We start from the raw sequence: 25,114 nt of genomic DNA, 5'->3' as shown, positions 1-25,114 counted from the left end.
CTGCCAAGGGACTAGAACACCTGTTTAGCCTCTATGAGCTCGTTGATCTGCCCAATGACCTGGAAGAACACCTGTAGTTGGCTCTCTGGGATCACTTCCCGCACCTTCTGGTTGAACTGCCGCACCGTTACCCGGCTCACCTCCCGTTTCTCCAGCCCCAGCTGCGTAAGCAGGATCCGGACGGAGCGTTTGTCCTGCACATCGGCTTCTTTGTAGATGAGGCCTTTCTCCTCCATGCTCTTGAGAATGCGGGTGAGGCTGCGGGCCTCCAGCCCCAGCAGGGGCGCGATCTTGGTGGCTGGCGTGCCTTTCTCTGGGTCAATGTTGAGCAGCACAAACCCAATAGAGGTGGTGATGTCATTCTTCACCGCCTGGGCATTGTACATGCGTGCAATGGCATGCCAACATACCTTTATATTATAGTCTACGGTCTCGTCTGCTTTCATAATGTTGTATCATACCAAATTTAAAAAAATATGTTATGCTTGCATACTATCCAAAACTTATTTTTTAAAAATTTTCTCTTCGCCCTCCAGATTTTCGCCATAGGGGCTGTCTGTCAAGGCCAGCTTTCCCCACCAGGGCATGAAACCGAAGGTCTCCTGATCTTCTAATAGAGTTAGTTATCCGAGCAGAAGAGGCATTCGGTTTCACCTATCAGCTGCTAAATCAGGATTATAGGGTTGGAGGCACAGCTAAGCGGCTAAGCCAGGGCATTGTCTGCCTAGGGAAGCAGGAAGATGGTTCTAGACTACTTTGAGGTGGAGGAATCCTGAGAAAGCCGCTCTTTGCCTCCATGTACCCCTATGCGTTTAGGGCCTGTTTTTGGAAAAAGAGCCCCTAAACGCAAGGCCATGAAACAGAAGAAGAGACACAAAACTGCGTCTCTTCTTCTGTTTCATGGCCTTAGGCAGTGCGGTACAGACTGTCTATGAGAGCGCGGTTGTTGTTGGTGATGATCTTGCGCTTTATGCTGAGCTTAGGAGTCATCTCGCCGCTTTCCACGCTCCAAGCCTTGGGCAGCAGCACAAACTTCTTGATCTTCTCATACTGCGCCAGGTGCTCATTGAGCTTGTCTACCTCTTTCTGGAACTTGTCCAGCACCTCGGGCTTCCTGATCATCTCCTCATTGGTGGTGTACGGGATGCTGTGGATCTTGCACCATTCCTGAAGCCCCTCAAACGCGGGCACAATCAGCGCCGATGGGAACTTCTCGCCCTCACCCACCACCATCACCTGCTCAATCACCAGTGATTCTTTGAGTTTGTTCTCAATGAGCTGCGGCGCGATGTACTTGCCACCGCTGGTTTTGAACATCTCCTTCTTGCGGTCTGTGATCTTGAGGTACTTGCCTTCCACCAGTTCGCCAATGTCGCCGGTATGGAACCAACCCTCCTGGTCAATAACTTCGGCGGTGAGGTCAGGACGCTTGTAATAGCCTACCATCACGCTTTCAGAACGGGTCAGGATTTCGCCGTCCTCGGCAATCTTGATTTCCACGCGGTCAATGGCCGGGCCCACGGTGCCAATCACGTTGTTCTCGGGCTCGTAGCGGTTCACGGCAATCACCGGCGAGGTCTCAGTTAAGCCGTAGCCTTCCATCACCCTGATGTCGGCGGCCCAGAACACCCGGGCCAGACGCGGCTGCAGGGCTGCGCCCCCAGACACAATCACTTTTACATTTCCGCCCAGCGCTTCCTGCCACTTGGAGAAAATAAGTTTGCGGGCCAGTTTGAGCTGCACGTCATAGAAGAAGCCCGGCGAAGTGCGGGTGTCGTATTTCTGCCCCAAGCCCAAGGCCCAGAAGAACAGTGCTTTTTTCACGCCCGTGAGCTCGCCGCCTTTGGCTACAATTTTATCATACACCTTCTCCAGCAGGCGCGGCACGGTCACGAAGATGTGCGGCGCCACTTCCTTCAGGTTGTCGGCTACTTTGTCAATGCTTTCGGCGTAATAGATAGACACCCCTACTGACATGTAGATACAGGACACCATGCGCTCATAGATGTGGCACAGCGGCAAGAAACTGAGGGCGCGGTGGCTTTGGTTCACCGGCACGTACGGCATGGCCGAGGTAAAATTGCTCACCAGGTTATTGTGGCTCAACATCACGCCTTTGGGTGCGCCCGTGGTGCCGGAGGTATAGATGATGGATAGCAGGTCTGACGGCTGCACAGCGGCTTTGTACGGTTCCAGCGTGGCCGGGTCCTGGCCTTCGCCCAGCTTGAGGAGCTCGCTCCAGTGCTTGGCGCCGGGCACGTGGTCAAAGGTGTAAATATCCTGAATACCGGGTAACCCTTCGGCGGCTTCCTTTACTTTGTTGTAGAGGTCCTGGGTAGAAACCAGAATGAGTTTGGTCTCTGAGTCTTTGAGGATGTAGCGGTAATCTTCTACCGTAATGGTGGGGTACATGGGCACACTCACCGCCCCGGTCTGTTGAATACCGTAATCCGCGAATACCCACTCCGGGCGGTTCATGGAGATCAGGGCAACTTTGTCGTCTTTCTGGATCCCAGACCGAAGCAGCGCCAGGCTTAGAGTGTTCACCGTCTCCACCACTTGCTGAGTGCTGTATTTCACCCATTCTCCGTTGATCTTTGCACCCAGGCAGTCTGGCTGTGGAAACTGCTGTAACTGATTGGCTAGCAAATCAAAAACACGGGTTACTTTCATATATTAGTCTTTGTAGGTCGTTCGTTGGGTTAAGTTAACGCAAAAATCCATTTAAAAAAACAAAACGACTTTACGCCCGCTTCACCAAAATGTCAAAAATGCTTCTCGGCAATGGTGCAGAATTACCTAAATTTGATTTTTGCCTGACGTTTGCATGAACCTTTCCATCTTTTTTGAGCCCCTTCCGGAAGATCCTTTCGGGTACCCCGAGAACCCAAAATCTGTAGGGGGCTACCTGGCACCTTTCGTCCATTCTTTCCCAGACTGGCGCTCTGCCCAAGTGGTGCTCATCGGCTTGCCGGAGTACCGCGGCACCGCCGCCGCCACGGAGCACACTTACCAAGGCCCTAACCTTATACGGCAGCAACTGTACCGGCTCATGAAAGGCTCCGGCGCCTGGCTGATCATGGATTTAGGCAACCTTTTGCCCGGCATACAGCTGGAAGATACCTACCTGCGGCTCAAAGAGGTGATAGAGATTCTGGTAGACGCCGGCAAATTCCCTATTCTGCTGGGTGGTTCCCATGATCTTACGTACGGTCAGTTTTTGGGGTACGAGCATCTGGCCAAAACGGTGCACCTGGCCATGATAGACAGCAAACTGGACATGGAGGAGGCCGGAAACACTGCCCCAGACCAGCACCACCTGCACCGCATCTTGCTGCACGACCCTAATTACCTGTTTGGGTTCAGCCAACTTGGTTACCAGACCTACCTGGCAGACGCTACTACACTGGCCACGCTGGAGAAACTTCACTTTGAGCTGTTCAGGGTGGGGCAGGTACGCCAGCAGATGCAGGAAATGGAACCTGTGCTTCGGCAAGCCGATCTGATGAGCTTTGACGTTTCGGCCATCCGCCACCAGGACGCGCCCGGTCAGCAAGAGGCGAATCCGTTTGGGCTCACCGGCGAGGAGGCCTGCCAGCTGTGCTGGTACGCCGGGCAGAACGACCAACTCAGCTCCCTGGGTTTCTACGGTTACCGCCCCGAGCTGGATTACCGCCACCTCACCGCCACCACCCTGGCCACCATGGTGTGGTACAGCATTGAAGGGTTCTACCAACGCCAGGGTAACCTCGACTTCGGGAGCAACCAGTTCATCAAGTTCTCGGTGGGCTTCCATGACAACCCCAGCAAGATGTACTTCTTCAAGAACCGGCACACAGAGAAGTGGTGGATGCAGGTAGACGACCTTACCGGCGAACGCGCGCCCCTCATAGTTCCCTGCAGCTACCAGGACTACCTTACCGCCGTAGACGGCGAAGTGCCCAACCGCTGGATTCTGATGCAAACCAAGATGTAAAGGATAAAAGCCTTTTGCGTTTAGGGGCTCTTTTTCCAAAAACAGCCCCTAAACGCAAACGCTACAGATAAAACAAAAAAGCCTGCCGCTTCTATCCTCTCCTATACCTTTCCGCAGCCAACCCATAGAAACCACCTGTTGCCATGCAAGAATACACCCGCGCCCAGCTGGCCCTCCGGAACGGACAAGACCGCGACGAAATCTGGGTAGCCTACAAAGGCGAAATCTATGACGTAACCAAGTCCAGGCTATGGCGGCGAGGACAGCATTATGAGCACTGGGCGGGCCAGGACCTCACCCATGAACTGCAAGACGCCCCCCACACCGCCTATGTCTTCGACAAATTCTCTGTGGTAGGAATTTTAAAAAAATAGCTCTTGTTTGGGCAGTTTTTCAGAGATTTGGCCCTTACTTGTTTGTTTCGCTTATGATTTTAATTGCTGACAGCGGCTCTACCAAAACCGCCTGGCGCCTTCTGGACGCCGGGGGCATTGTAGGCCAGGCCCATACCGTTGGGATCAACCCCTATTACCAAGACACCCCAGAGATAGCCCAAATGCTGCGGGAAAGCTTAGTTCCCCAACTCTCCGGCGAGGCTCCCCAGGAGGTGTACTTTTACGGGGCAGGCTGCAGCGCCAAAGACAAACAAGCCATAGTGGCGGCCGCCCTGGCGGAGCTTTTCCCCCACGCAGACGTACAGGTGCACCATGACCTGGAAGCCGTCGCCCGCGCCCTCTGCGGCCACGAGGAGGGCATTGCCTGCATCTTGGGCACCGGTTCCAACTCCTGCCTCTATGACGGGGAGAAGATTGTGCAGAACCACCCCAACTTGGGCTTTATCCTGGGCGACGAAGGCAGCGGCGGGTACATGGGCAAACGCCTGGTGCAGGCCTTCCTGAACCAGGAACTTCCCGCAGACCTGCACCAGGCCTTCATGGACCGCTACCACACCAACCGAGACGAGATTGTAGACCACGTGTACCGCAAACCGTACCCTAACCGGTACATGGCCGCCTACGCCCGGTTTCTCTCAGATCACCGCCAGCACCCGTTCATCTACCAGCTGATTAGCCAGTGCTTCGCCGATTTCTTCAAGGTGAACGTGACCAAATACCCCGCGTACCAGCAGAAGAAAACCCATTTTGTAGGTTCCATCGCCTACTATTTTGACGACATTCTGCGTACAGTAGCCAAGGAGCACCACATCACCGTTGGCCACATCCTAGAAAATCCTATTGCAGGGCTAGCCCTGTACCACCAACAGAAAATGACCGTATGAGTACCACTGAAACCTCCTCGCACTACGACCATCTGGAACAGATGAGCGTGCAAGAACTCCTCACCAACATCAACAAAGAAGATAAAACAGTACCCCTGGCCGTGGAAAAAGCCATTCCGCAGTTAGAGAAGCTGGTAGAGGCCACCGTAGCCAAAATGAAAGAAGGCGGCCGCCTGTTCTACATTGGCGCCGGCACCAGCGGCCGTCTGGGCGTGGTAGACGCGTCTGAGTGCCCGCCTACTTACGGCGTACCGTTTGACATGGTCATTGGCATCATGGCGGGCGGCGACACCGCCATTCGGAAAGCCGTGGAGTTCGCTGAGGACGATGACCAGCAGGCCATCATTGACTTAGACGCCTTTGGGGTGAACGAGAAAGATGTAGTGGTAGGCATTGCCGCCTCTGGCCGCACACCTTACGTGATTGGCGGTTTGCAGGCCTGCAATGAGCGCGGCATCACCACCGGCTGCATTGTCTGCAACGCCAACAGCAAAGTGGCCGCCGTGGCTAAATTCCCAGTGGAAGTAGTGACCGGCCCAGAGTTTGTGACCGGCAGCACCCGCATGAAAGCCGGCACCGGTCAGAAACTAGCCCTCAACATGCTCACCACCTCCACCATGATTAGATTGGGCCGCGTGAAGGGCAACAAGATGGTAGACATGCAGCTCACCAACCATAAACTGGTAGACCGTGGCACCCGCATGATCATGGAAGAGCTCAACATCTCTGAAGAGAAAGCCAAAGAATTACTAGATCTGCACGGCAGCGTGCGCGCCGCCATCACGGCCCAGAACGAGCACTAAGGTACTTTTTGTGTTTAGCGGCTCTTTTCCAAAAACAGGCGCTAAACGTACCCAGAAGATCCGCCCGGCTGGGGCGGATCTTTTTTTTATGCCCTTCCCCATCCTTGGGCAGTGATTCTCCGTTATGCAACTTTGCAGCTATTTCATACCACCATGCATACCATTGAACCCTTTTACAATTGGATAGAAGCCTATACTGCCTCTGAAGACGAGCGCTCGCCGCTGTATGGGGCAGAGAACAATGAGTCTCAGTACACAGACACCATTTACGGCTATTACATACACCCGCAGTGGGACAACATTGACTCAGAGACCCTCTTCCTGAAGATCCTCTACGTAGACTACAACGAGGGCTATGCTGTGATTGAGTTCATTGGGGAGTGGAACGACACCCTCAACAATGACATCATGACCCTGAAGCGCAACATCATAGACCTTATGATTGGCGAAGGCATCAACCATTTCATTCTGATTGGGGAGAACGTGTTCAACTTCCACGGCTCAGATGACGCTTATTATGAGGAATGGTTTGAGGAGGTGGAAGACGGCTGGATCGCTGCCCTCGGGTTCCAGGAGTTTGTGGTGCAGGAGATGCAACAGTTCCACCTGGACTACTATATCAACTTTGGTGGTGAACTGGATAAAATTCCGTGGCGTACCATTACACCGCCGCAATTGTTCCATGTTGTGAACAGCCTCATCCAGCGCAGGCTGGGAGCTTAGCCTTTTACGTTTAGGGGCTGTTTTTGGAAAAACAGCCCCTAAACGCAACATCGTTTTGCAAAGGCTTTTTAAAATATTAGGCATAAAAAGAGAGGGTGCCTTACGGGGCGCCCTCTCTTTTTAATAGGTGCGTAAAAGTCTAGTCTTTCACGTCATCGGCGGCGTCTTCCACGGCGTCACCGGTTTTTTCAGCGCCTTCCTCAATTTCATCGCCGGCGTCTTCGGCAGCGTCTTCCACTTGTTCAGAACGGTCTTCGGCACGCTCTTCCGTAGCGTTGTTGCAGGAAGCGAACGTCATCATTCCTGTGGCCAGGGCCATTGCATAGAGTGTCTTTTTCATAGTTTTATTTTGTACGTGTCTGGTTAGGAATTGGCTCCAGGAGGGCCAAAATCGCCAATATTTATTCGGGATCTTTAGGATCTACGGCATCAATGCTGTCTTTCACTTCTCTGGCCTGTTTGGCCAAGGTAGTATCACCAGCCATTTCTGCGTGTAGTTCTACTTTCTCCGCTTGGTCTTCCATTCGGTTTTCGGTCTTGGAGTCACAGGCAGAGAACCCAGCAACACCAGACAGAAGCGCCAACAGAAACAATGTCTTTTTCATAGTCTTATTTTGTAAGGACGGGGAATTTCAAGCCCGCCGCCCGCCGGAGGCACCGGCGAAGAAGCTGACTTACTGTAGTGTACGAGTGTATGGGTGAATGGATATATTTTTCTTTGCAGATATACCTACAATGCAATTACTATCTTTAAAACGCACAAGGCGCAGGCCTCTTCCGGCCTGAACCGGAAGAAACCTGCGCCCCTTCTATGGAAGCAGTGCGTGTTGCGCCCTACTGAATAGAGTCTGTTCCCAGTGAGTCAGAAGGCATGCCTATAGTGTCTATAGGAGATGCCGTGGTTTCTGCCACATCTGTTGCATTGGTCGCCTCTTCCACTGTTGGAATAGTAGTGGTTTCCTGGGCTTGCTTGGTTTCACACGCAGAGAATGTCATTACACCTGCCAATGCTACTAACGATAAGACAGTCCGCATAAACGTAAATAAATTAGGGTTTTGTAGAAAAAGATAGCGCGAAGAAAGAGCAAGGCCCCAAGGCCTATTTCTTTCTGAACACTAAGTTAATGGGCACACCCTCAAAACCAAAATTCTCGCGCAAGCGGTTCTCCAGGTAGCGGGTGTACGATTCTTTGATGTATTGCGGCAAGTTACAGAAAAATGCGAACGTGGGCGTGTGCGTGGGCAGCTGCGTCACGTATTTAATCTTCACGAATTTCCCTTTGATAGATGGCGGCGGGTAGCGCTCAATCTCTTTGAGCATGGCGTCATTCAGCTTGGAGGTTGGTATTTTCATGGACCGGTTCTCATGTACCTCAATGGCCTTCTCAATGGCTTTGTGCACCCGTTGCTTGTTCAGCACCGAAATGAATACAATGGGCGGGTACGCAATGGGCGCAATACGGTCATAGATAGCCTGCTCCATATCACGCATGGTGTTGGTTTCTTTCTCCACCAGGTCCCACTTGTTCACCAGAATCACCAGACCTTTGCGGTTCTTGTCTGCCAGACCAATGATGTTCATGTCCTGGGCCTCAAGGCCGCGGGTGGCATCCAGCATGACAATCACCACGTCGCTCTCCTCCAGTGCCCTGATGGAGCGCAGCACTGAGTAGAACTCAATGTCCTCATGCACTTTGCTTTTCCTCCGGAGCCCGGCGGTGTCTACAATGATGAACTCTTTGCCGTAGGCGTTGTAGTGCGAGTGGATGGAGTCACGGGTGGTGCCGGCAATATCGGTTACAATGTTGCGGTCCTCGCCCAAGAGCAGGTTCACGAACGATGATTTCCCTACGTTGGGTCTGCCCACCACGGCAATGCGCGGAATACCGGCCTCTGGGTTTTCAATTCCTTCTTCTGGGAAATGGGCCACCACGGCATCCAGCAAGTCACCGGTACCGGAGCCGTTCTGGCTGGAAACCGGAAAGATCTCGTTCTCAAAACCCAGCGCGTAAAACTCCCCTGAAAGGTGACCGCGGGCGTGCGTGTCTGCTTTATTGGCCACAATATAGACCGGCTTGTCTGTGCGGCGCAGTACGTTGGCAAACTCTTCGTCCAGGCCGGTGAGACCAGCCTCCACGTCTACCATGAACAGGATGACATTAGCCTCTTTAATGGCAAGTTCTACCTGCTTTCTAATTTCCTCCTCAAAAATATCGTCTGACCCGTGTACGTAGCCGCCGGTGTCAATCACGGTGAAGTATTTGCCTGTCCACTCGCCGTGGCCGTAGTGGCGGTCACGGGTCACGCCGCTCACGTTGTCCATGATGGCTTTGCGCTCGCCCACCAGGCGGTTGAACAGGGTTGATTTGCCCACATTGGGGCGTCCTACAATGGCGATCGTATTCTGTGCCATATTACTTGGAATGTGCGTTTAGGGGCTCCTTTTTAAGAATCACTCCCAAAACGCGGGTTAAACCTGCGGTATCGCCTCCGTGGCGCCGCTAGGGACTCTTTGGTATCACGTAGCGCGTATCACGTAGCACGACCTTAACCTAGAAATCTTGATACGTGATACGTGTGTCTTGATACTCTTATATGCTGTTATACCCGAACCGGTCCAGCAGGCGTTTGTCTGTGCGCCAGTTCTCGTTCACGCGTACGTACAAATCCAGGAACACTTTCTTCTGGAAGAACTCTTCCATGTCTATGCGGGCCTGGGTGCCTACTTTTTTGAGCGCGGCGCCTTTATCGCCAATCACAATGCCTTTCTGGCTTTTGCGCTCCACGCTGATCTCGGCGCGCATTCTGATGATGGTGTCGTCTTCCTTGAATTCCTCAATCACCACTTCGCAGCTGTAAGGGATTTCTTTCTTGTAGTTGAGGAAGATTTTCTCCCTGATCATCTCGGCGGCAAAGAAACGCTCGGGCTTATCGGTTAGTTCATCTTTGGGGTAATAGGGGGGGTGCTGGGGCAGCAGGTCCAGGATTTTCTGGAACACGCCAGGAACGCCCTGGTTGTGCAGCGCCGAGATAGCCATATACTCCTGTGCCGGCAGCTGTTCTTTCCAGTAGGCAATCTTCGCCTCCACGTCTTCCTGGGTGGCCTGGTCTATTTTGTTGATGAGCAGCAGAATGGGAGATTTGGCGTTGCGCAGGCGGGCCACCACTTCGCTCTCGTCATGCTTCTCGTAAATATCCGTGACGAAGAGAATCACATCGGCGTCTTCCAGAGAAGAATGCACAAAGCGCATCATAGACTCATGCAGCTCGTACTGCGGCTGAATGATGCCGGGCGTGTCTGAGTACACCACCTGGAAATCATCGCCGTTGAGGATGCCCATGATGCGGTGGCGGGTGGTTTGGGCTTTGGACGTGATAATGGACAGCTTCTCGCCTACCATCACGTTCATCAGGGTGCTCTTGCCCACGTTGGGTTTCCCTATGATGCTTACAAACCCTGCTTTATGCGGCTGCTCTGCCATTTTTTTACCTCCTTTTAAAACAATTTGCAAAGGTAACGCTTTTTTAAATCGTATTAAGTATCATACAACAAGTATCCTGCGGCTTGCTACTTCTTGAGTATCAATTATTCACGACAACACATACCCGCAGCGGCTCTGCCACCGGCATACCCAGAGACCAACACCTCCTCAGCAAAGACGGCAGAAGGCGGCGCCTGAAAACGCATCTATTATTTACGCGTACAAAAACTTCAAAACATTTAGCCGCCATTAGCGCTTATGGAGTTTGGCGGGTTTCCCGGCAAATGAACCTGAAACGGGAGGGACCGTCTCTATCACCCATTGGCAATATCTATCGGAAAATGATATAGATCACCTGTCTGGCCGGTGCCAACTGGCCCCCAAATCCGTATCTTTGCCCCTCAATTGAAAGCGTATGAAAAGTGGAGCCACTGGCAAAACAGGAGTATTACTAGTCAACCTCGGCACGCCGGACTCTCCCAGCGTACCGCACGTGCGCAAATACCTGCGCGAATTCTTATTGGACAAACGGGTGCTGGACATTGCCGCGCCTTCCAGATACATGCTGGTGAACGGCGTGATTGCGCCTTTCAGGGCCCCTAAATCTGCGAAGATCTACGCGCAGCTGTGGACCGAACGCGGCTCGCCGCTCTTGTTCCATGGCCTGGATCTGCAGCGTCTGGTGCAGGAGCAGCTGGGCAAAGACTACCACGTGGCGTTTGGCATGCGGTACCAGAGCCCCAGCATTGAAAGTGCCTTGAAAGAGCTGCAGGACAAAGTGGTGGACCGCATTGTGGTGCTGCCGCTGTTCCCGCAGTACGCCTCGGCCAGCACGGGTTCTGTGCAAGAGAAAGTGATGGAACTGGTGAGCAAGTGGGAGGTGATCCCAGACATCAGGTTCATCAGCACGTTCTGCAACCACCCGGGTTTTATTGGCACCTTTGCCGAGATTGCGAGCCAGCACATGGCCCAGCGCGACTATGACCATTTTGTGTTCAGCTACCACGGCATCCCGGAGCGGCAGGTTCTGAAAGCCAGCACCAAAGGCTATTGCCAGTTGGGCGTCTGCTGCAACACCTACCACAGCCGCAACCGCTACTGCTACCGCGCCCAGTGTTTTGAGACCTCGCGCCAGTTGGCCAAAGCCCTCAACATCCCCGAAGGCAAGTACACAGTTTCGTTCCAGTCACGGCTGGGCAAAGACCCTTGGCTCACGCCCTACACCGATTTCATCCTGAAAGACTTGGCTGCCGCCGGCGTGAAGAACGTGCTGGCTTTCAGCCCCGCGTTTGTCGCCGACTGCCTGGAAACCACCATTGAAGTAGGCAAGGAATTCAAAGAGGAGTTTGAAGCTGCCGGGGGCGAACACTGGCAACTGGTGGAAAGCCTGAACACGCACCCTAGCTGGATCAAGGCGGTAGCCCAGATGGTGCAGGAAGCGTAGGTTCGGTATCAAGTAGCACTTATCGCGTAGCATGATTTAGATTTAAGAGAGAAGCCCAGGCAGTTGCCTGGGCTTCTCTCTTTATGGCAGTAGCTGACGTTATCTCTTTTGAGCCTTGATTTCTTTTTTAAGCCACTTCATGGCAGCCGTGATCTTCTGGTCTTTCTTCCAGTTAGTGAAATCATCGCCGTTCAGGATTTCTTCGTCTGGCTTTATGTTTTTTTGGTAGATCATCCCGTTGCGGTCGGCTTCGTACAGGACGGCGAGGGTAAGGCCGGAGTTTTTGTCTATCTGGAAACCTTCGTTGGCGGTGGTGAGCCCGTGGGTGGTTTCCCCGAAGAACCGGGTGGATGGCCGCCCTTTGAGGCTGATGGCCACGGCCTCGCCGGCGCTGGCGGTCATGTTACTCAACAGCACGGCCATGGGCGCGTCTCCGGCTACCTGCGGCACTTGGGGCACGTTGGTAACCTGGGCTGTGTTCACGTAGAAGTTACCGCCCCTGATGCTCCACTCCTCCTCGGGTTTCTGGTTTTTCGTCACAAAGCCGCCTACTTTTCCGTCACCTATGAGCTGGGCCAAGCCCCCAAACATGGGATACATGTTGCCGCCGGTGTTCAGCCGCAGGTCTATGATCCAGCCTTTGATTTTACCCGGATGGATTTTGCTGATGGAATCCCGAATGGCTTGCGCGTCACGGTTCACATTCGTCATCCCGAAGTCACTGTTGCCCGGGAGCAAGATGTACCCGATGCCGTTCTTCAGCACGTTCACTTCCACCTTGGGCTTCTTTTTCAGCTCGGCCACTACCGCCGCATTGCGGGGCTGGGCGGGGTTCCTTTGCCAGGAATAGTTCTTGCCTTTGTACGTAAACCAGCCGTGGTGATCCTTGAGCTGCTCAAAGAGGAAAGGGTAAACGGGCAGCACGTCTTCATACGCCTTGGCACCCCGCGCTTTCTGGTACACCGCCGCCCGAAGCTCCTCCCAATTCACGACATCGCGGTTCAGGGAATGGGTTTGCAGCACCGTGAGGCCTTTGTCTAGGTATGCTTTGACGCTGTCTGTGATGCCGTAGGCGTTGTTCTGCGCCACGGCGCTTTTGCCCATCAACAATAGAAAGAAAACGAGGAGTAGGTACTTCTGCTTCATGGTTCTGCCGGGGTTTATCTATTAGATAGATGCAGATCTGCTATTCCTCGTTGCCTGTCTCTGGAGATTAACTTTGGTAAAGCACACGCAGCCGTTTAGAGCCTCTTTTTCTGAAAACAGGCCCTAAACGTAGCCTTTGGCATTTATCTGTTTTCCCGTGTACTAAATGCGGTTGAAGTCTACCCACTTCTGGGTGATGACGGGGGCATGGTGCAGGAGCTGGGTGAGCAGGTCCTGGCTTTGGTCAGAGATGATCAGGTTGCTTTTGTGCTCGGCTTTCAGAAAACCTTCCGTGACCGCCTGGTCCAGCATCTGCAGGAACGGATTGAAGTAGCCGTTCACATTGAACAGGGCGGCCGGTTTTTGGATGATGCGCAACTGGTTCCAGGTCACAATCTCGCAGAACTCGTCAAACGTCCCGAAGCCGCCGGGCAGGGCCACAAACGCGTCAGACTCGGCGGCCATGAGGGCTTTGCGCTCGTGCATGGTCTGCACCACGTGCAGTTGCGTAAGCCCCTGGTGCGCCACTTCCATGTCTACCAGGCTCTGCGGAATCACGCCTACCACCTGCCCGCCGTGGGCGAGCACGGCATCGGCAATGGTACCCATGAGGCCCACTTTTCCGCCGCCGTACACCTGCCTGATTCCTTTCTGTGCGAAGAGCGTACCCAAGGCCTGAGCCGCTTCACGGTACACCGGATTGTGGCCGCTGCTGGCCCCGCAGAAAATGGCGATGCTTTTCATAAGCTTATGAGCATGATTGGTGGAGAAGCAAAAGTACGAAAGTGGCTGTCTTCTCCTCTCTCCGTTTAGGGCCTGTTTTTGAAAAAAGAGCCCCTAAACACACTTCTTCCTTCCTCCCATTACCGGGTTTGCAGCGTCGTTACACCGTAACGATGTGTTTCCACGAAGCGCCATAAGTCCTTACCTGACCAATTCATCTCCCTGAAACGAAAGCTACAGCAATGTTTCAGGCTTTACCCAGGGAAACATTACCGTTTCACAGAGACACGACGTTAGGGTGTAACGACGCTACGTTTTTGGCCTGATTTCAGAAAAAGAGCCCCTAAACAGAAAACGGGAGCCACTTGCGCGGCTCCCGTTTTTATACTTCAGGAAACGGAGAAATCATTGCCCCACTTCCAGATCTTAAATTTTAGTACGCTCTGGCGAAGTACACGCGGCGCTTAGAGGGCTGCCCGGTGACCATGTCCACGCCGTCTTCCTCCGGCGAATCCAGGGCAATGCAACGGATGGTGGCTTTGGTCTCTTCTTTGATACGCTCTTCGGTCTCCGGGGTGCCGTCCCAGTGAGCCAGCACAAAACCGGGTTTCTCGTCCAGCACGCGCTTGAACTCCTCGTAAGAGTCTACCTTGGTGGTGTTCGCTTCGCGGAAGTCCAGGGCTTTCTGGAAGATGTTGGCCTGGATCTCCTCCAGCAAAGCCGGAATGATGTTCACCAGCTCATCAAACTGCTGCGAAGATTTCTCTTTGGTGTCGCGGCGGGCTACTTCGGCGGTGCCGTTCTCTAAATCTCTGCCGCCAATGGCGATGCGCACCGGAACGCCTTTCAGCTCCCACTCAGCAAACTTGAACCCGGGGCGCTCGGTGTCGCGGTCGTCAAACTTCACGGAGATGCCTTTGGCTTCCAGCTGCTTTTTCAGGCCCAGCACTTTCTCAGAGATTTGCGCCAGTTGCTCCTCGCCTTTGTAGATAGGCACAATCACTACCTGGATAGGCGCCAGTTTTGGCGGCAGTACCAAGCCTTCATCATCTGAGTGCGCCATGACCAAGGCGCCCATCAGACGGGTGCTCACGCCCCATGAGGTTCCCCACACGTGTTCCAGCCCGCCTTCTTTGGTGGCGAATTTCACGTCAAACGCCTGCGCGAAGTTCTGGCCCAAGAAGTGTGACGTACCGGCCTGCAAGGCTTTCCCGTCTTGCATGAGCCCTTCAATGCAGTAAGTATCCAATGCCCCTGCAAAGCGCTCATTGGGAGTTTTCTTGCCTCTAATCACCGGCAGGGCCAGGTAACCCTCCGCGAAATCTGCATACACATGTAGCATTTGCTCAGTCTCGGCAATGGCTTCTTTCTCGGTGGCGTGGGCGGTGTGGCCTTCCTGCCACAGGAACTCGGCGGTACGCAGGAACAGACGGGTCCGCATTTCCCAGCGCACCACGTTGGCCCACTGGTTAATGAGCAAGGGCAGGTCGCGGTAACTCTGGATCCAGCCTTTGTAGGTGTTCCAGATGATGGCTTCTGAGGTAGGGCGCACAATGAGCTCTTCCTCTAGTTTGGCATTGGGGTCTACACGCAGCTTGCCGGGCTTGTCCGGGTCGGTTTGCAGGCGGTAGTGGGTGACTACGGCACATTCCTTGGCGAAGCCTTCGGCATTCTGTTCTTCGGCCTCAAACAAACTTTTGGGCACGAACAGCGGGAAATAGGCGTTGGAGTGCCCGGTGGCTTTGAACATGTCATCCAGCACGCGCTGCATTTTTTCCCAGATGGCGTACCCGTACGGTTTAATGACCATACAGCCGCGCACCGCTGAGTTTTCGGCCAGTCCGGCCCGCTTTACTAACTCATTATACCAGAGAGAATAATCCTCACTGCGTTTAGGCAACCCTTTACTCATTTTGTGTATCTTTGATAAAGAAGAAATATATAGCGAAACGTGAATAAGGCGGCATAAAATTTGCTCATACCAACTGAAGCGAATTTATACCTTTTCGGGTCAAAAATACGTTAATATATCTGAATAGAAACGTTGGCGAACCGGATACTCGTGTGACTTGGTTTCGTGAATAGATCTAGCATCCTTAACCAACATCTTTACTCTTATGAATTCCTATACAAATAAACTGCTTATACTTCCGTTGCTGGGGTTTCTGGCGGCAGGGTGTAGCACTTCTTCTAACCTCCAGAGCAGCGAGGTAGATGATGTGTATTTCTCCTCTACAGACAAGGTGACGTACGTAGAGCCCGCTCAGGACATGACGGTGGAGGAGGCATTTGCCTCTGAGACCGACCAGGACGGCTCCCAGGGCGACATCACCGAACGGGTGAGTGACCCGGAGTCGTACGCTAAAAGCTCCCGCCGAAACAACACCCCTTACCAGTACTCATATTATGACGCTCCCTTTGGGAACCCATTCTACGCCTATGCTTCTCCGTTTTACTATCCAGGCCGCTACTACTCCCGAGCGATCATGATGGACCCTTGGATGGACCCATGGTATGACCCGTTCTTTGGGCCAAGCATGGCCATGTATGATCCGTTCTGGCCTCGTACCGGAGTTTCTATTGGGATAGGCATTGGCCTTGGCCGTTACTACAACCCGTGGGGCTATGGTGGCTATGGGTATGGTTACAACCCTTACCGCTACGGCTATGGCTATTATGACGGCGGGTATTATGGCGGAGGGCGTGTCATTGCCAACCGCGTGGCATATGGCCGCCGTACAGACAGAAGCTCTAATGTGGGCACCGGCAACCCTAATATTTCCCGCGGCGGGCGCGGCAACGTAGCCGGCTCCAGAACAAGTGATGCCGTGGCGCAGCCCGCAGGCAGAACCAGCCGCTCTTCCAGAACTGCGGCCACTACGCAAACCACGCCAGATGGAACTGTTCAGCCGCAACCACGCCGCAGACAGATTGTGACACCTTCACAAAGCCAGACACAAGAGTCAGGTACTGTTAACACTGGCAGAAGAGTCCGGACCAGTGCCAGCAGCAGCTCAGAAGGGGTTCAGCCAACCAGACGCCAGCGCACTGTAGAGTACAGTCAGCCCAGACCAACAGAAACCCGCACCCGCTCCTATGAACCCAGCCGTTCTTATGAGCCTAGCAGGTCTTATGAACCGTCCCGTTCGTCTTCTTCTGGCTCTTCTAGCGGCGGCGGAAGCAGTTCTGGTGGCGGCCGCAGAGGCAGAAATTAACATTCTTCTTTTAAAAACTACATGAAACGATATAGCTTTCTTTTGGCCTGTCTAGCATTGCTAGGCAGTGCCGGGAAGGGCTTTGCCCAGAATGAGGTAGATGCCCTCCGTTACTCCCGCACCGATTTTGGCGGCACCGCCCGCACCATGGGCCTTGGCGGCGCAAACGTAGCCCTTGGAGGCGACGCCGGCAGCTTTTCCTCTAACCCCGCCGGTTTAGGCTTGTTCAGACGCTCTGAGATCACGGTTTCCGCCGGGTTCAATGCCAACGAGGTGAACAGCACCGTGTATGGTTCAGAGGCCATGAACAGCCGCAACAACTTGAACATACCGGGATTTTCAGCGGTGTTTACTACCCGTAAGGCAGATGATGAGGAGGGCGATTGGCGCTCCAGCACCTTCGGGATTGGCTACACTAGGCAAAACAACTTCAACCAGCGCAGCTTTTACCGCGCCACAGGCCAATTAGAGAATTTGAAGTTTGGCGAATACGCCGCCCAGTTGGCCAACGGTGATCCTCATGTAAACGGTGAGCTCACCTACAATACACTCCAAGAGCTTGCGTACAAAACGTACCTTATCAGTCCGGAAGATGATGGCTACTACATCTCCCCTAACCTGGTAGCGTCTAATATCTTTGAGGAGAATATACAGAGCAGCGGTTCCCAAAACCAATGGGACTTTGCCTACGGAGCCAGCTTCAGAGATAAGCTGTTCTTGGGCGCTTCCATTGGCTTGACCAATGTGCGCTTCAAGCAAACCAGAACCTACTTGGAAGAGGCACCAGCCACTGACATCAATTCACTGACCCTACGCGATGAGCTGAGAACAGAGGGAACGGGGATAAGTCTGCGGGTTGGGGCTATTTACAAACCCAGTGATGCACTACGCTTGGGCTTTTCCGTGCAAACCCCAACCTGGTACAACCTAACGGATAGATTTGACACTAACTTAGCCGTTAATTTCAATCAGGCTCCAGAAGAGGGGGCATCTGTGAATCAATTTTTCGCAGCAGACCCTGGGGAATATGAGTATAATCTCACCACCCCCTTCAGAGCCAGCGGCGGTGCGGCCGTTTTCATAGGGAAGAATGGCTTCATTACCGCTGATGTGGAGTATGTAGACTACAGCAATGCGCGGCTTAACGCAGACGATTCTTTCAATAGCGAAAACCAGACCATCAGGAATGTGTATGACAAAGCGCTGAATTTTAGAGTAGGTGCCGAAGCCAGATTGGATATCTTTAGAGTAAGAGCTGGATTTGCCCAACATGGTGATCCATTCAAAAACAGCGATGTAGACCAGGCGAAGACTTTCTTAACCGGAGGGTTAGGCATAAGACAGAGCAACTTCTTTATTGATGCCGCTTTAGTATACAGCAAATACAACAGCGTGTACTCACCTTATACCAACCTTGAGTTTGACAATCCTGCTTCTGAGTTCTATCAGATCTCAGCTCCTTCAGTGAAGAATAAGCATGAGAACACCAACTTTGTAGCCACAGTAGGCTGGAACTTCTAATTCCTGTTTAGGGGCTGTTTCTGAAAAAAGAGCCCCTAAACGCAAAAGAGAAGGCCTCTCCTAATTCTTAGGAGAGGCCTTCTCTTTTATAGAAGAACAATCGCTTAGATGTGAATGGCTCTGTTCTCAGTAGCAGCCAAGCAGGCTTCTTTCATGGCTTCTGTGTAGGTGGGGTGCGCGTGGCTCATACGGGCGATGTCCTCGGCCGAAGCCCGGAACTCCATGGCCACCACGGCTTCGGCAATCATGTCTGCGGCACGGGGCCCGATCATGTGTACCCCCAGGATCTCGTCTGTTTTGGCATCGGCCAGCACTTTCACGAAACCGTCGGTATCCATAGAGGCCTTGGCGCGGCCAGATGCTTTGAACGGGAAAGAGCCGGTTTTGTAGGCTACGCCTTGGGCTTTCAACTGCTCCTCCGTGAAACCAACACCGGCTACTTCTGGCCAGGTGTACACCACGCCTGGGATCAGGTTGTAGTTGATGTGTGGTTTCTGGCCTACTATCTGCTCAGCTACCAATACGCCTTCTTCTTCGGCTTTGTGCGCCAACATAGCCCCGCGTACTACATCCCCAATGGCATAAATGCCGGGAACATTAGTTTGCAGGTGATCATCTACGGCAATCATACCGCGCTCGCCCAATTGCACACCGGCGTTCTCTAAGCCCAAACCTTCTGTGTAAGGTTTACGCCCAACAGATACCAGGCAGTAATCGCCTTCAAAGGTTACCTCCTGGCCTTTAGGAGACTCAGCGGTTACTTTCACCACGTCGCCTTCCACCTGCGCGCCCGTTACCTTGTGCCCGAAGAAGAACTCAAAGCCGAGGGTTTTCTTCAACACTCGCTGTAACTCTTTGCCCAAAGCCCGGTCCATGGTAGGGATGATGGCATCTGTATATTCTACTACAGACACTTTTGCGCCTAAGCGGGCGTATACAGAACCCAATTCCAGACCAATCACGCCACCACCTATTACAATCAGGTGCTTGGGAACCTCTTTCAGCGTCAAAGCCTCGGTAGAAGTGATGATGCGGTTTTTATCAACGGGCAGGAAAGGCAGGTTCACCGGCTTAGAACCGGTGGCAATAATGGTTTTGTCCGTTTCAATCTGCTGCTCGGCACCGTCCTGGCCCGTGATTTTGATGGTGTTCTTGTTCACGAAAGAGCCCAAGCCGTTGTACACATCTACCTTGTTCTTCTTCATGAGGTAGGCAATCCCATCATTATTAGATTTAATCACGCCACTCTTGCGGGTAATCATCTGTTCCAGGTTCACCTTCAGGTTTTCCAGCTCAATGCCGTGCTCCTTAAATGTGTGCGCGGCATTGTGGAAATGCTCAGATGAATCTAACAAAGCCTTTGACGGAATACACCCCACGTTCAAGCAGGTCCCGCCCAAAACGGAATATTTCTCAATGATGGCTGTTTTCAGGCCCAGTTGCGCACAGCGAATAGCCGCCACGTAGCCCCCAGGACCGGAACCAATAACCGTTACATCGTATTTCATAATATTTTATTTTTATGGAGGAAAGACTTCCCCGTTCACTAAAAGTATTTCACAGCAGGAGTTGAACCCACCCCTACCCCTCCTAGGAGGGGCTTTTGAAACATGCACCGTCCTCCTGAAAAGGAAGCGTCTGTTGCTCAATAAAGGAGCAAATTCTCTACTTTATCTGATACTCCCCTCCTGGGAGGGGTAGGTTTTCAAGCAAAGCAGCGCTGCCTCACCACCACCACCCGCTCATAACATAAAGGAGGAGCAAACTGATAGCTTACCCCTCCTTCACGCAGTCAAATTATTATACTCCTAAAAGAAGTCTCATTGGGTCTTCCAGCAACTCTTTCACGCGCACCAGGAAGCTCACCGACTCGCGGCCGTCAATGATGCGGTGGTCGTAAGACAGGGCCAGGTACATCATAGGTCTGATGACCACCTCGTTGCCTACAGCTACCGGACGGTTCACAATGTTGTGCATGCCCAAGATAGCACTCTGCGGCGCGTTGATGATAGGCGTAGACATCATAGACCCGAACACGCCACCGTTGGTGATGGTGAACGTACCGCCGGTCATCTCGTCAATGCCCAGTTTATTCTCACGGGCACGCTTGGCCAATCTTACCACTTCTTTCTCAATACCATCTAGGCTCAGGCCTTCGGCGTTGCGGATCACTGGCACCACCAAGCCTTTAGGCGCAGAAACGGCAATAGACACATCGCAGAAGTCATTGTACACGATCTCACCACCATCAATTTGGGCATTCACCGCTGGCCACTCTTGCAGAGCTACGGTACAAGCCTTCACGAAGAACGACATAAAGCCTAAGCCTACTTCGTGCTTCTCCTTGAACTTGTCTTTGTATTTGGCTCTGATGTCCATGATCGGCTTCATGTCTACCTCGTTGAAGGTGGTTAACATAGCCGTTTCATTTTTCACCGCCACCAGACGGCGAGCTACGGTTTTACGCAGGCTGCTCATTTTCTCACGGCGTGAGTTTCTTGAGCCCGCCGCGGCTGGCGCTGATGCCGCAGATTCTTTGGCCGCTGGTGCAGCAGCCGGCTGGGCTGCAGGAGCCGCCGGACGAGCCTGTGCGTTCTGTGCGTCTTCTTTAGTGATACGTCCGTCACGTCCAGAACCCGTTACATCAGAAGCGGATATCCCTTTTTCAGAAAGAATTTTACCCGCCGCCGGCGAAGGAGTACCACTGGCGTAGGTAGATGCACCGCCGCCTTGCGCTGAAGCGGCCTGTGCTGGTTGGGCAGCAGGAGCCGTCTGTGGCGCAGGAGCAGTAGAAACACCTGAACCGGCACCGGCCTCAATGCGGCATATGGTGGCGCCAATCTCTACGGTGTCACCTTCCTGAGCTACAATGCGCAGCACACCCGCCGCTTCAGCAGGAAGTTCAAAGGTAGCTTTGTCAGATTCCAGCTCGCAAAGTACTTCATCCATGGCTACCTGGTCGCCGTCAGCTTTCAACCATTTAGAGATGGTCACCTCGGTGATAGACTCGCCCACGGTTGGGATTTTCACCTCAATGATCTGGCCCGCGCCACCCGTGGTAGACTGGTTCTGGGTGCCATGGCTTGGCGTGTTTTCAGCAGCAACGGTGCTTTGTGGATCAGTCACAGATTTGTCTTCTGTGATGGTATCTTGAGAAGCCGATGTAGTTGGCTGAGGGGCAGAAGTTCCTTGGCCAGAACCTTCAATCACGCAGATGATCTCGCCAATTGGAATGGTATCGCCTTCCTGAGCTTTGATTCTCAATATACCAGCTGCTTCGGCGGGCAACTCAAAGGTAGCCTTATCAGACTCCAGTTCGCAGATTACCTCGTCCATGGCCACTTGGTCGCCATCTTGTTTTAGCCATTTGGCGATGGTGACCTCCGTAATGGATTCCCCAACCACCGGCACTTTTACTTCTAATGCCATAATCTCTAGTTAGATTAAGAATGTTGTTGAAAATCCGTTTAGCGCCTCTTTTTCAAAAAAGAGGCGCTAAACGGAAATGTATCTACTTAAATGCTAAATGCTTTCTCTACCACCGCGCGTTGCTCTTTCTGGTGGATTTTGTTGTAACCGGTAGCCGGCGAAGAACTTGGCTTACGAGACACCACATCGTCAATGTTCTTGCGCATCACGCTCAGGATGTAAGTCCAGGCACCCATGTTATAAGGTTCTTCCTGCACCCAGATGATTTGCGCATTAGGGTATTTCTCCAGCTCGCGTACCAACTGAACTTCTGGGAACGGATGCAGCTGCTCCAGACGGATAATGGCCACATCTGTACGGTTAGTCTTTTGCTGCTCTTCCAACAGGTCATAGTACACTTTACCGGTACATAGCAACACTTTGGTCACGGCTTTGGCATCGGCGTAGGTATCTCCAATCACTTCCTGGAAGGCACCATTCACGAAGTCTTCAATAGGCGACATCACATTCTGGTGACGCAGCATGGACTTAGGCGACATGTGGATGCACGGCTTGCGGTACGGAGTAGCCAATTGGCGGCGCAGCATGTGGAAGAAGTTAGCCGGGGTAGTACACTGGGTCACATACATGTTGTACTCAGCGGCCAACTGCAGGAAACGCTCAGGACGAGCATTGGAGTGCTCTGGTCCCTGGCCTTCATAACCGTGCGGCAATAACATAACCACACCGTTCATGCGCTGCCACTTAGACTCAGTAGAAGAGATGAACTGGTCAATCATGACCTGAGAACCGTTGGCGAAGTCACCAAACTGGGCTTCCCAAATCACCAGGGCATTAGGATTGGCCATGGCGTACCCAAACTCAAAGCCTAACACGCCATACTCAGACAGCAGCGAGTTGTAAATCTGTAACTGCTGCTGGTTTTCCTGAATATGGTTCAGGTTGGTGTACGCGGCATTGGTATTGGCATCACGCAATACGGCGTGGCGGTGCGAGAACGTACCCCGGCGCACGTCTTGTCCGCTCATGCGCACAATCTTGTTCTCTAACAGAATAGAACCGTATGCCAGCAATTCTGCTGAAGCCCAGTTGAGCGTGCGGCTCTCAAAGAACATATCTTGGCGTTCTTTCATAAGTTTCTCAATCTGCTTGAGGGGCTTGAAGTTTTCCGGTAGCGTAGTTAACGCCTTTCCTACTTTCTCAATTGCCTCTACTGGAATACCAGTATTTGGGCTCTGGTGGAAATCTTCTGGCGTAGAACGGCGCAGTTCCTGCCACTCTTTCTCCAGCACTTGGTAGTTATAGGGCAACGGCTTCTGCTTTACCATATCCAGACGGTCTTGCAGCATCTGGCGGAAGTGCTGGTCCATTTCTTCAGCTACCTTCGCATCTAGTTCTCCACGGCTTACCAGAGACTTGTTGTAGATCTCACGCGGGTTAGAATGCTTAGAGATAAGGTTGTACAGCTGCGGCTGCGTGAACTTAGGCTCATCTGCCTCATTGTGCCCATGGCGGCGGTAGCACACCATATCAATGAAGATGTCATTATGGAACCGCTGACGGTATTCAGTGGCCAGACGCACGGCAAACACCACTGCTTCTGGATCATCTCCGTTCACGTGTAGCACCGGCGCATCAATAATCTTGGCCAAGTCTGTGCTGTAGATAGACGAACGGGCGTCTTCAAAGTCGGTGGTGAAACCAACCTGGTTGTTGATTACGAAGTGGATGGTACCGCCGGTGCTGTAACCTTCCAGTTTCACCATCTGCGTTACCTCATACCCAATGCCCTGACCGGCTACGGCGGCATCACCGTGAATCAGGATGGGGAGGATTTTATTTGTATCGCGGCCATACATAGAGTCTAGTTTGGCCCGCACAAAGCCTTCTACCACTGGGTTCACCGCCTCTAAGTGTGACGGGTTAGGCGCTAATTTCAGATTAACTTTATGGCCAGACGGCGTGTGCACCTCACTGGAGAAGCCCATGTGGTATTTCACGTCTCCGTCGCCCATGGTTAAGTCTGGCACGGCCGTTCCCTCAAACTCAGAGAAAATCTGCTCATAGGTTTTGCCCATGATGTTGGCCAGCACGTTCAGGCGGCCACGGTGCGCCATACCAATCACCACTTCCTCAACGCCTAATTCAGAGCCTTTGTCAATGATGGCATCCAGGGCCGGAATGGTGGTTTCACCACCTTCCAGGGAGAAGCGCTTCTGACCTAAGAATTTGGTGTGCAGGAAGTTCTCAAACACCACTGCCTCATTTAATTTAGACAGGATGCGTTTTTTATAGTCAATAGAAGGGTTAAAGTTTAGAGACTCTTTCTCAGCCTTCTGCTTGAACCACTCCAGCACCTCAGGGTCACGGATGTACATGTACTCAAACCCGATGGTTCTTTCGTACACTTTCTTCAGGGTGGCCAGAATATCACGGAGGGTAGCGGTTCCTAAGCCAAGTTCAGCACCGCTCTGGAATTTGGTATCCAGATCAGCCTCAGAAAGTCCAAAGTCAGATAGATCTAATAAGGCTTTACGGTCTTTACGTGGACGCACCGGGTTGGTATTGGAGCGTAAGTGCCCGCGGGAACGGTAGGCATAGATCAGATTTCTTACCTGAATCTCTTTTTCCACCTCCCCGGCAGTAGCGCCAGTAGAGGAACCCGTAGCAGGCTTGGCGGCTGTAGCGGCCTCACCGTTCTCGCTTGGGTAGCTCTGGGAGAAATCGAACCCTTCAAAGAATTTTTGCCAACCGAACTCTACGGAAGCCGGATCTTGCTGATACTGCTTGTACAGCTCATCAATGTACGCACCATGCGCGTTGGCGATATATGAGTATTTATCCATAAAATTGAGAGTACTTACTTAAATCGCGGCAAAATAGAAAATGTTTTTAGTTTGACGTAATCACAAATTCGCATACGCAAATATATCTATCTTTTAACGTTTTGCATTTGTCAGTATTGCCGAAGAGGCGCTAAAAATAAACTCAACATACACGTACGTGAAAACTGTAGACTTTGGCTAAATTATGGAGAAATAGATAAGCACCAAACCTTTCTGAAAACTCTGGAATTTGTCCTGTATTTTCCGCTTTTCATGTAATGAATATGGCGAACAAAACTCCTTTTTATAAATTTCAAGTAGCTGAGCTACGTGCACCAGCTATGCAAATAAAGCCAGGGTACCTATAAAATACATAGACTGGACACTTTCCAACCGGAGCAACACTATTCCCGGCAAGATAGGCGAAGTGTATAATCTCATTAAGAAACTGCGGAAGGCCGACGCAGTAGTAGCTGCACAGGACATATAGTCCTCTGTGCAGATCTACCTCGTGGATCAATTAGGTGTGTATCTGGAAGATTTTGTTC

21 protein-coding genes are annotated in these 25,114 nt (G+C 52.5%); 8 read left to right on the top strand and 13 right to left on the bottom strand.

Annotated features, from left to right (window positions below; genetic code table 11):
* Positions 1 to 11: 11 nt before the first annotated feature.
* Positions 12 to 446, bottom strand: a complete 435-nt coding sequence (locus tag EFA69_RS04575; protein ID WP_123131899.1) for a MarR family winged helix-turn-helix transcriptional regulator — start codon at positions 444 to 446, stop codon at positions 12 to 14.
* A 460-nt stretch (positions 447 to 906) separates the two neighbouring features.
* Positions 907 to 2,673 carry an AMP-dependent synthetase/ligase gene (locus EFA69_RS04570; RefSeq protein ID WP_123131898.1) on the bottom strand — a complete coding sequence of 589 codons (1,767 nt, stop codon included), beginning with the start codon at positions 2,671 to 2,673 and terminating at the stop codon, positions 907 to 909.
* A gap of 154 nt (positions 2,674 to 2,827) precedes the next feature.
* On the opposite strand from EFA69_RS04570, the gene EFA69_RS04565 reads away from it, so the two are divergent.
* The 5 genes from EFA69_RS04565 to EFA69_RS04545 all read left to right on the top strand — a co-directional run bounded on the left by EFA69_RS04565 (position 2,828) and on the right by EFA69_RS04545 (position 6,781).
* On the top strand, positions 2,828 to 3,976 hold the full coding sequence (locus tag EFA69_RS04565; protein ID WP_123131897.1) for a formimidoylglutamase: 1,149 nt from the start codon (positions 2,828 to 2,830) through the stop codon (positions 3,974 to 3,976).
* A gap of 143 nt (positions 3,977 to 4,119) precedes the next feature.
* Positions 4,120 to 4,350, top strand: a complete 231-nt coding sequence (locus tag EFA69_RS04560) for a cytochrome b5 domain-containing protein (protein ID WP_123131896.1) — start codon at positions 4,120 to 4,122, stop codon at positions 4,348 to 4,350.
* Positions 4,351 to 4,403: 53 nt separating this feature from the next.
* Entirely contained in the window at positions 4,404 to 5,255 is an 852-nt protein-coding gene (locus EFA69_RS04555; RefSeq protein WP_123131895.1) for an N-acetylglucosamine kinase, read from the top strand.
* Entirely contained in the window at positions 5,252 to 6,058 is an 807-nt protein-coding gene (gene murQ, locus EFA69_RS04550) for an N-acetylmuramic acid 6-phosphate etherase (RefSeq protein ID WP_123131894.1), read from the top strand. The genes EFA69_RS04555 and murQ overlap by 4 nt, the downstream gene beginning before the upstream one ends.
* A 153-nt stretch (positions 6,059 to 6,211) precedes the next feature.
* Positions 6,212 to 6,781, top strand: a complete 570-nt coding sequence (locus EFA69_RS04545; protein WP_123131893.1) for a hypothetical protein — start codon at positions 6,212 to 6,214, stop codon at positions 6,779 to 6,781.
* 139 nt (positions 6,782 to 6,920) lie between these two features.
* On the opposite strand, the gene EFA69_RS04540 is transcribed toward EFA69_RS04545, so the two are convergent.
* The 5 genes from EFA69_RS04540 to era all read right to left on the bottom strand — a co-directional run bounded on the left by EFA69_RS04540 (position 6,921) and on the right by era (position 10,263).
* On the bottom strand, positions 6,921 to 7,121 hold the full coding sequence (locus EFA69_RS04540) for a YtxH domain-containing protein (RefSeq protein WP_123131892.1): 201 nt from the start codon (positions 7,119 to 7,121) through the stop codon (positions 6,921 to 6,923).
* Positions 7,122 to 7,182: 61 nt separating this feature from the next.
* Positions 7,183 to 7,386, bottom strand: a complete 204-nt coding sequence (locus EFA69_RS04535) for a hypothetical protein (RefSeq protein WP_123131891.1) — start codon at positions 7,384 to 7,386, stop codon at positions 7,183 to 7,185.
* 229 nt (positions 7,387 to 7,615) lie between these two features.
* Positions 7,616 to 7,777 carry a hypothetical protein gene (locus EFA69_RS20225; protein ID WP_221175667.1) on the bottom strand — a complete coding sequence of 54 codons (162 nt, stop codon included), beginning with the start codon at positions 7,775 to 7,777 and terminating at the stop codon, positions 7,616 to 7,618.
* Between the two features lie 103 nt (positions 7,778 to 7,880).
* Complete coding sequence (der, locus tag EFA69_RS04530) at positions 7,881 to 9,194, bottom strand: ribosome biogenesis GTPase Der (protein WP_123131890.1); 1,314 nt, start codon at positions 9,192 to 9,194, stop codon at positions 7,881 to 7,883.
* A 178-nt stretch (positions 9,195 to 9,372) separates the two neighbouring features.
* Positions 9,373 to 10,263, bottom strand: a complete 891-nt coding sequence (era, locus tag EFA69_RS04525; protein ID WP_123131889.1) for a GTPase Era — start codon at positions 10,261 to 10,263, stop codon at positions 9,373 to 9,375.
* Positions 10,264 to 10,678: 415 nt separating this feature from the next.
* Here era and hemH point away from each other — a divergent pair, with 415 nt between their 5' ends.
* Positions 10,679 to 11,707: a ferrochelatase gene (gene hemH, locus EFA69_RS04520; RefSeq protein WP_123131888.1), complete on the top strand. Its 1,029-nt coding sequence runs from the start codon at positions 10,679 to 10,681 to the stop codon at positions 11,705 to 11,707.
* Positions 11,708 to 11,806: 99 nt separating this feature from the next.
* On the opposite strand, the gene EFA69_RS04515 is transcribed toward hemH, so the two are convergent.
* The 3 genes from EFA69_RS04515 to proS form a co-directional block, all read right to left on the bottom strand.
* A complete protein-coding gene (locus EFA69_RS04515) occupies positions 11,807 to 12,853 on the bottom strand; it encodes a S41 family peptidase (RefSeq protein ID WP_123131887.1) in 1,047 nt (348 codons plus the stop codon).
* 162 nt (positions 12,854 to 13,015) lie between these two features.
* A complete protein-coding gene (locus EFA69_RS04510) occupies positions 13,016 to 13,597 on the bottom strand; it encodes an LOG family protein (protein WP_123131886.1) in 582 nt (193 codons plus the stop codon).
* Between the two features lie 412 nt (positions 13,598 to 14,009).
* Positions 14,010 to 15,488 (bottom strand): proline--tRNA ligase, encoded by a 1,479-nt coding sequence (gene proS / locus EFA69_RS04505; RefSeq protein WP_123131885.1) that lies wholly within the window; start codon positions 15,486 to 15,488, stop codon positions 14,010 to 14,012.
* Between the two features lie 205 nt (positions 15,489 to 15,693).
* Here proS and EFA69_RS04500 point away from each other — a divergent pair, with 205 nt between their 5' ends.
* Entirely contained in the window at positions 15,694 to 16,791 is a 1,098-nt protein-coding gene (locus tag EFA69_RS04500) for a hypothetical protein (protein ID WP_148041262.1), read from the top strand.
* Positions 16,792 to 16,812: 21 nt separating this feature from the next.
* Positions 16,813 to 18,312 (top strand): OmpP1/FadL family transporter, encoded by a 1,500-nt coding sequence (locus EFA69_RS04495; protein ID WP_148041261.1) that lies wholly within the window; start codon positions 16,813 to 16,815, stop codon positions 18,310 to 18,312.
* Between the two features lie 104 nt (positions 18,313 to 18,416).
* Here the strand turns inward: EFA69_RS04495 and lpdA are convergent, their stop codons facing one another.
* From lpdA to EFA69_RS04480, 3 genes are all read right to left on the bottom strand, one after another.
* Positions 18,417 to 19,820 (bottom strand): dihydrolipoyl dehydrogenase, encoded by a 1,404-nt coding sequence (gene lpdA / locus EFA69_RS04490; protein WP_123131882.1) that lies wholly within the window; start codon positions 19,818 to 19,820, stop codon positions 18,417 to 18,419.
* Positions 19,821 to 20,112: 292 nt separating this feature from the next.
* Positions 20,113 to 21,741 (bottom strand): 2-oxoglutarate dehydrogenase complex dihydrolipoyllysine-residue succinyltransferase, encoded by a 1,629-nt coding sequence (gene odhB / locus EFA69_RS04485; protein ID WP_123131881.1) that lies wholly within the window; start codon positions 21,739 to 21,741, stop codon positions 20,113 to 20,115.
* 86 nt (positions 21,742 to 21,827) lie between these two features.
* Positions 21,828 to 24,587 carry a 2-oxoglutarate dehydrogenase E1 component gene (locus tag EFA69_RS04480; RefSeq protein WP_123131880.1) on the bottom strand — a complete coding sequence of 920 codons (2,760 nt, stop codon included), beginning with the start codon at positions 24,585 to 24,587 and terminating at the stop codon, positions 21,828 to 21,830.
* Between the last annotated feature and the right edge of the window lie 527 nt (positions 24,588 to 25,114).

The organism is Rufibacter immobilis (genome assembly GCF_003721565.1).
GTDB classification, from domain to species: Bacteria; Bacteroidota; Bacteroidia; order Cytophagales; family Hymenobacteraceae; genus Nibribacter; species Nibribacter immobilis.
Note: the sequence above shows the minus strand (reverse complement) of the source record. Positions and strands in the feature narration are given on the sequence as shown.

Excerpts from the sequence above, each read along its gene's own strand:
- EFA69_RS04515 (WP_123131887.1), bottom strand. The coding sequence starts at position 12,853 with ATGAAGCAGAAGTACCTACTCCTCGTTTTCTTTCTATTGTTGATGGGC.
- EFA69_RS04575 (WP_123131899.1), bottom strand. The coding sequence starts at position 446 with ATGAAAGCAGACGAGACCGTAGACTATAATATAAAGGTATGTTGGCAT.
- EFA69_RS04510 (WP_123131886.1), bottom strand. The coding sequence starts at position 13,597 with ATGAAAAGCATCGCCATTTTCTGCGGGGCCAGCAGCGGCCACAATCCG.
- EFA69_RS04535 (WP_123131891.1), bottom strand. The coding sequence starts at position 7,386 with ATGAAAAAGACATTGTTTCTGTTGGCGCTTCTGTCTGGTGTTGCTGGG.
- odhB (WP_123131881.1), bottom strand. The coding sequence starts at position 21,741 with ATGGCATTAGAAGTAAAAGTGCCGGTGGTTGGGGAATCCATTACGGAG.
- lpdA (WP_123131882.1), bottom strand. The coding sequence starts at position 19,820 with ATGAAATACGATGTAACGGTTATTGGTTCCGGTCCTGGGGGCTACGTG.
- der (WP_123131890.1), bottom strand. The coding sequence starts at position 9,194 with ATGGCACAGAATACGATCGCCATTGTAGGACGCCCCAATGTGGGCAAA.
- EFA69_RS04500 (WP_148041262.1), top strand. The coding sequence starts at position 15,694 with ATGAATTCCTATACAAATAAACTGCTTATACTTCCGTTGCTGGGGTTT.
- proS (WP_123131885.1), bottom strand. The coding sequence starts at position 15,488 with ATGAGTAAAGGGTTGCCTAAACGCAGTGAGGATTATTCTCTCTGGTAT.
- murQ (WP_123131894.1), top strand. The coding sequence starts at position 5,252 with ATGAGTACCACTGAAACCTCCTCGCACTACGACCATCTGGAACAGATG.
- EFA69_RS04545 (WP_123131893.1), top strand. The coding sequence starts at position 6,212 with ATGCATACCATTGAACCCTTTTACAATTGGATAGAAGCCTATACTGCC.
- EFA69_RS04560 (WP_123131896.1), top strand. The coding sequence starts at position 4,120 with ATGCAAGAATACACCCGCGCCCAGCTGGCCCTCCGGAACGGACAAGAC.
- EFA69_RS20225 (WP_221175667.1), bottom strand. The coding sequence starts at position 7,777 with ATGACATTCTCTGCGTGTGAAACCAAGCAAGCCCAGGAAACCACTACT.
- EFA69_RS04540 (WP_123131892.1), bottom strand. The coding sequence starts at position 7,121 with ATGAAAAAGACACTCTATGCAATGGCCCTGGCCACAGGAATGATGACG.
- EFA69_RS04565 (WP_123131897.1), top strand. The coding sequence starts at position 2,828 with ATGAACCTTTCCATCTTTTTTGAGCCCCTTCCGGAAGATCCTTTCGGG.
- EFA69_RS04555 (WP_123131895.1), top strand. The coding sequence starts at position 4,404 with ATGATTTTAATTGCTGACAGCGGCTCTACCAAAACCGCCTGGCGCCTT.
- era (WP_123131889.1), bottom strand. The coding sequence starts at position 10,263 with ATGGCAGAGCAGCCGCATAAAGCAGGGTTTGTAAGCATCATAGGGAAA.
- EFA69_RS04480 (WP_123131880.1), bottom strand. The coding sequence starts at position 24,587 with ATGGATAAATACTCATATATCGCCAACGCGCATGGTGCGTACATTGAT.
- EFA69_RS04495 (WP_148041261.1), top strand. The coding sequence starts at position 16,813 with ATGAAACGATATAGCTTTCTTTTGGCCTGTCTAGCATTGCTAGGCAGT.
- hemH (WP_123131888.1), top strand. The coding sequence starts at position 10,679 with ATGAAAAGTGGAGCCACTGGCAAAACAGGAGTATTACTAGTCAACCTC.
- EFA69_RS04570 (WP_123131898.1), bottom strand. The coding sequence starts at position 2,673 with ATGAAAGTAACCCGTGTTTTTGATTTGCTAGCCAATCAGTTACAGCAG.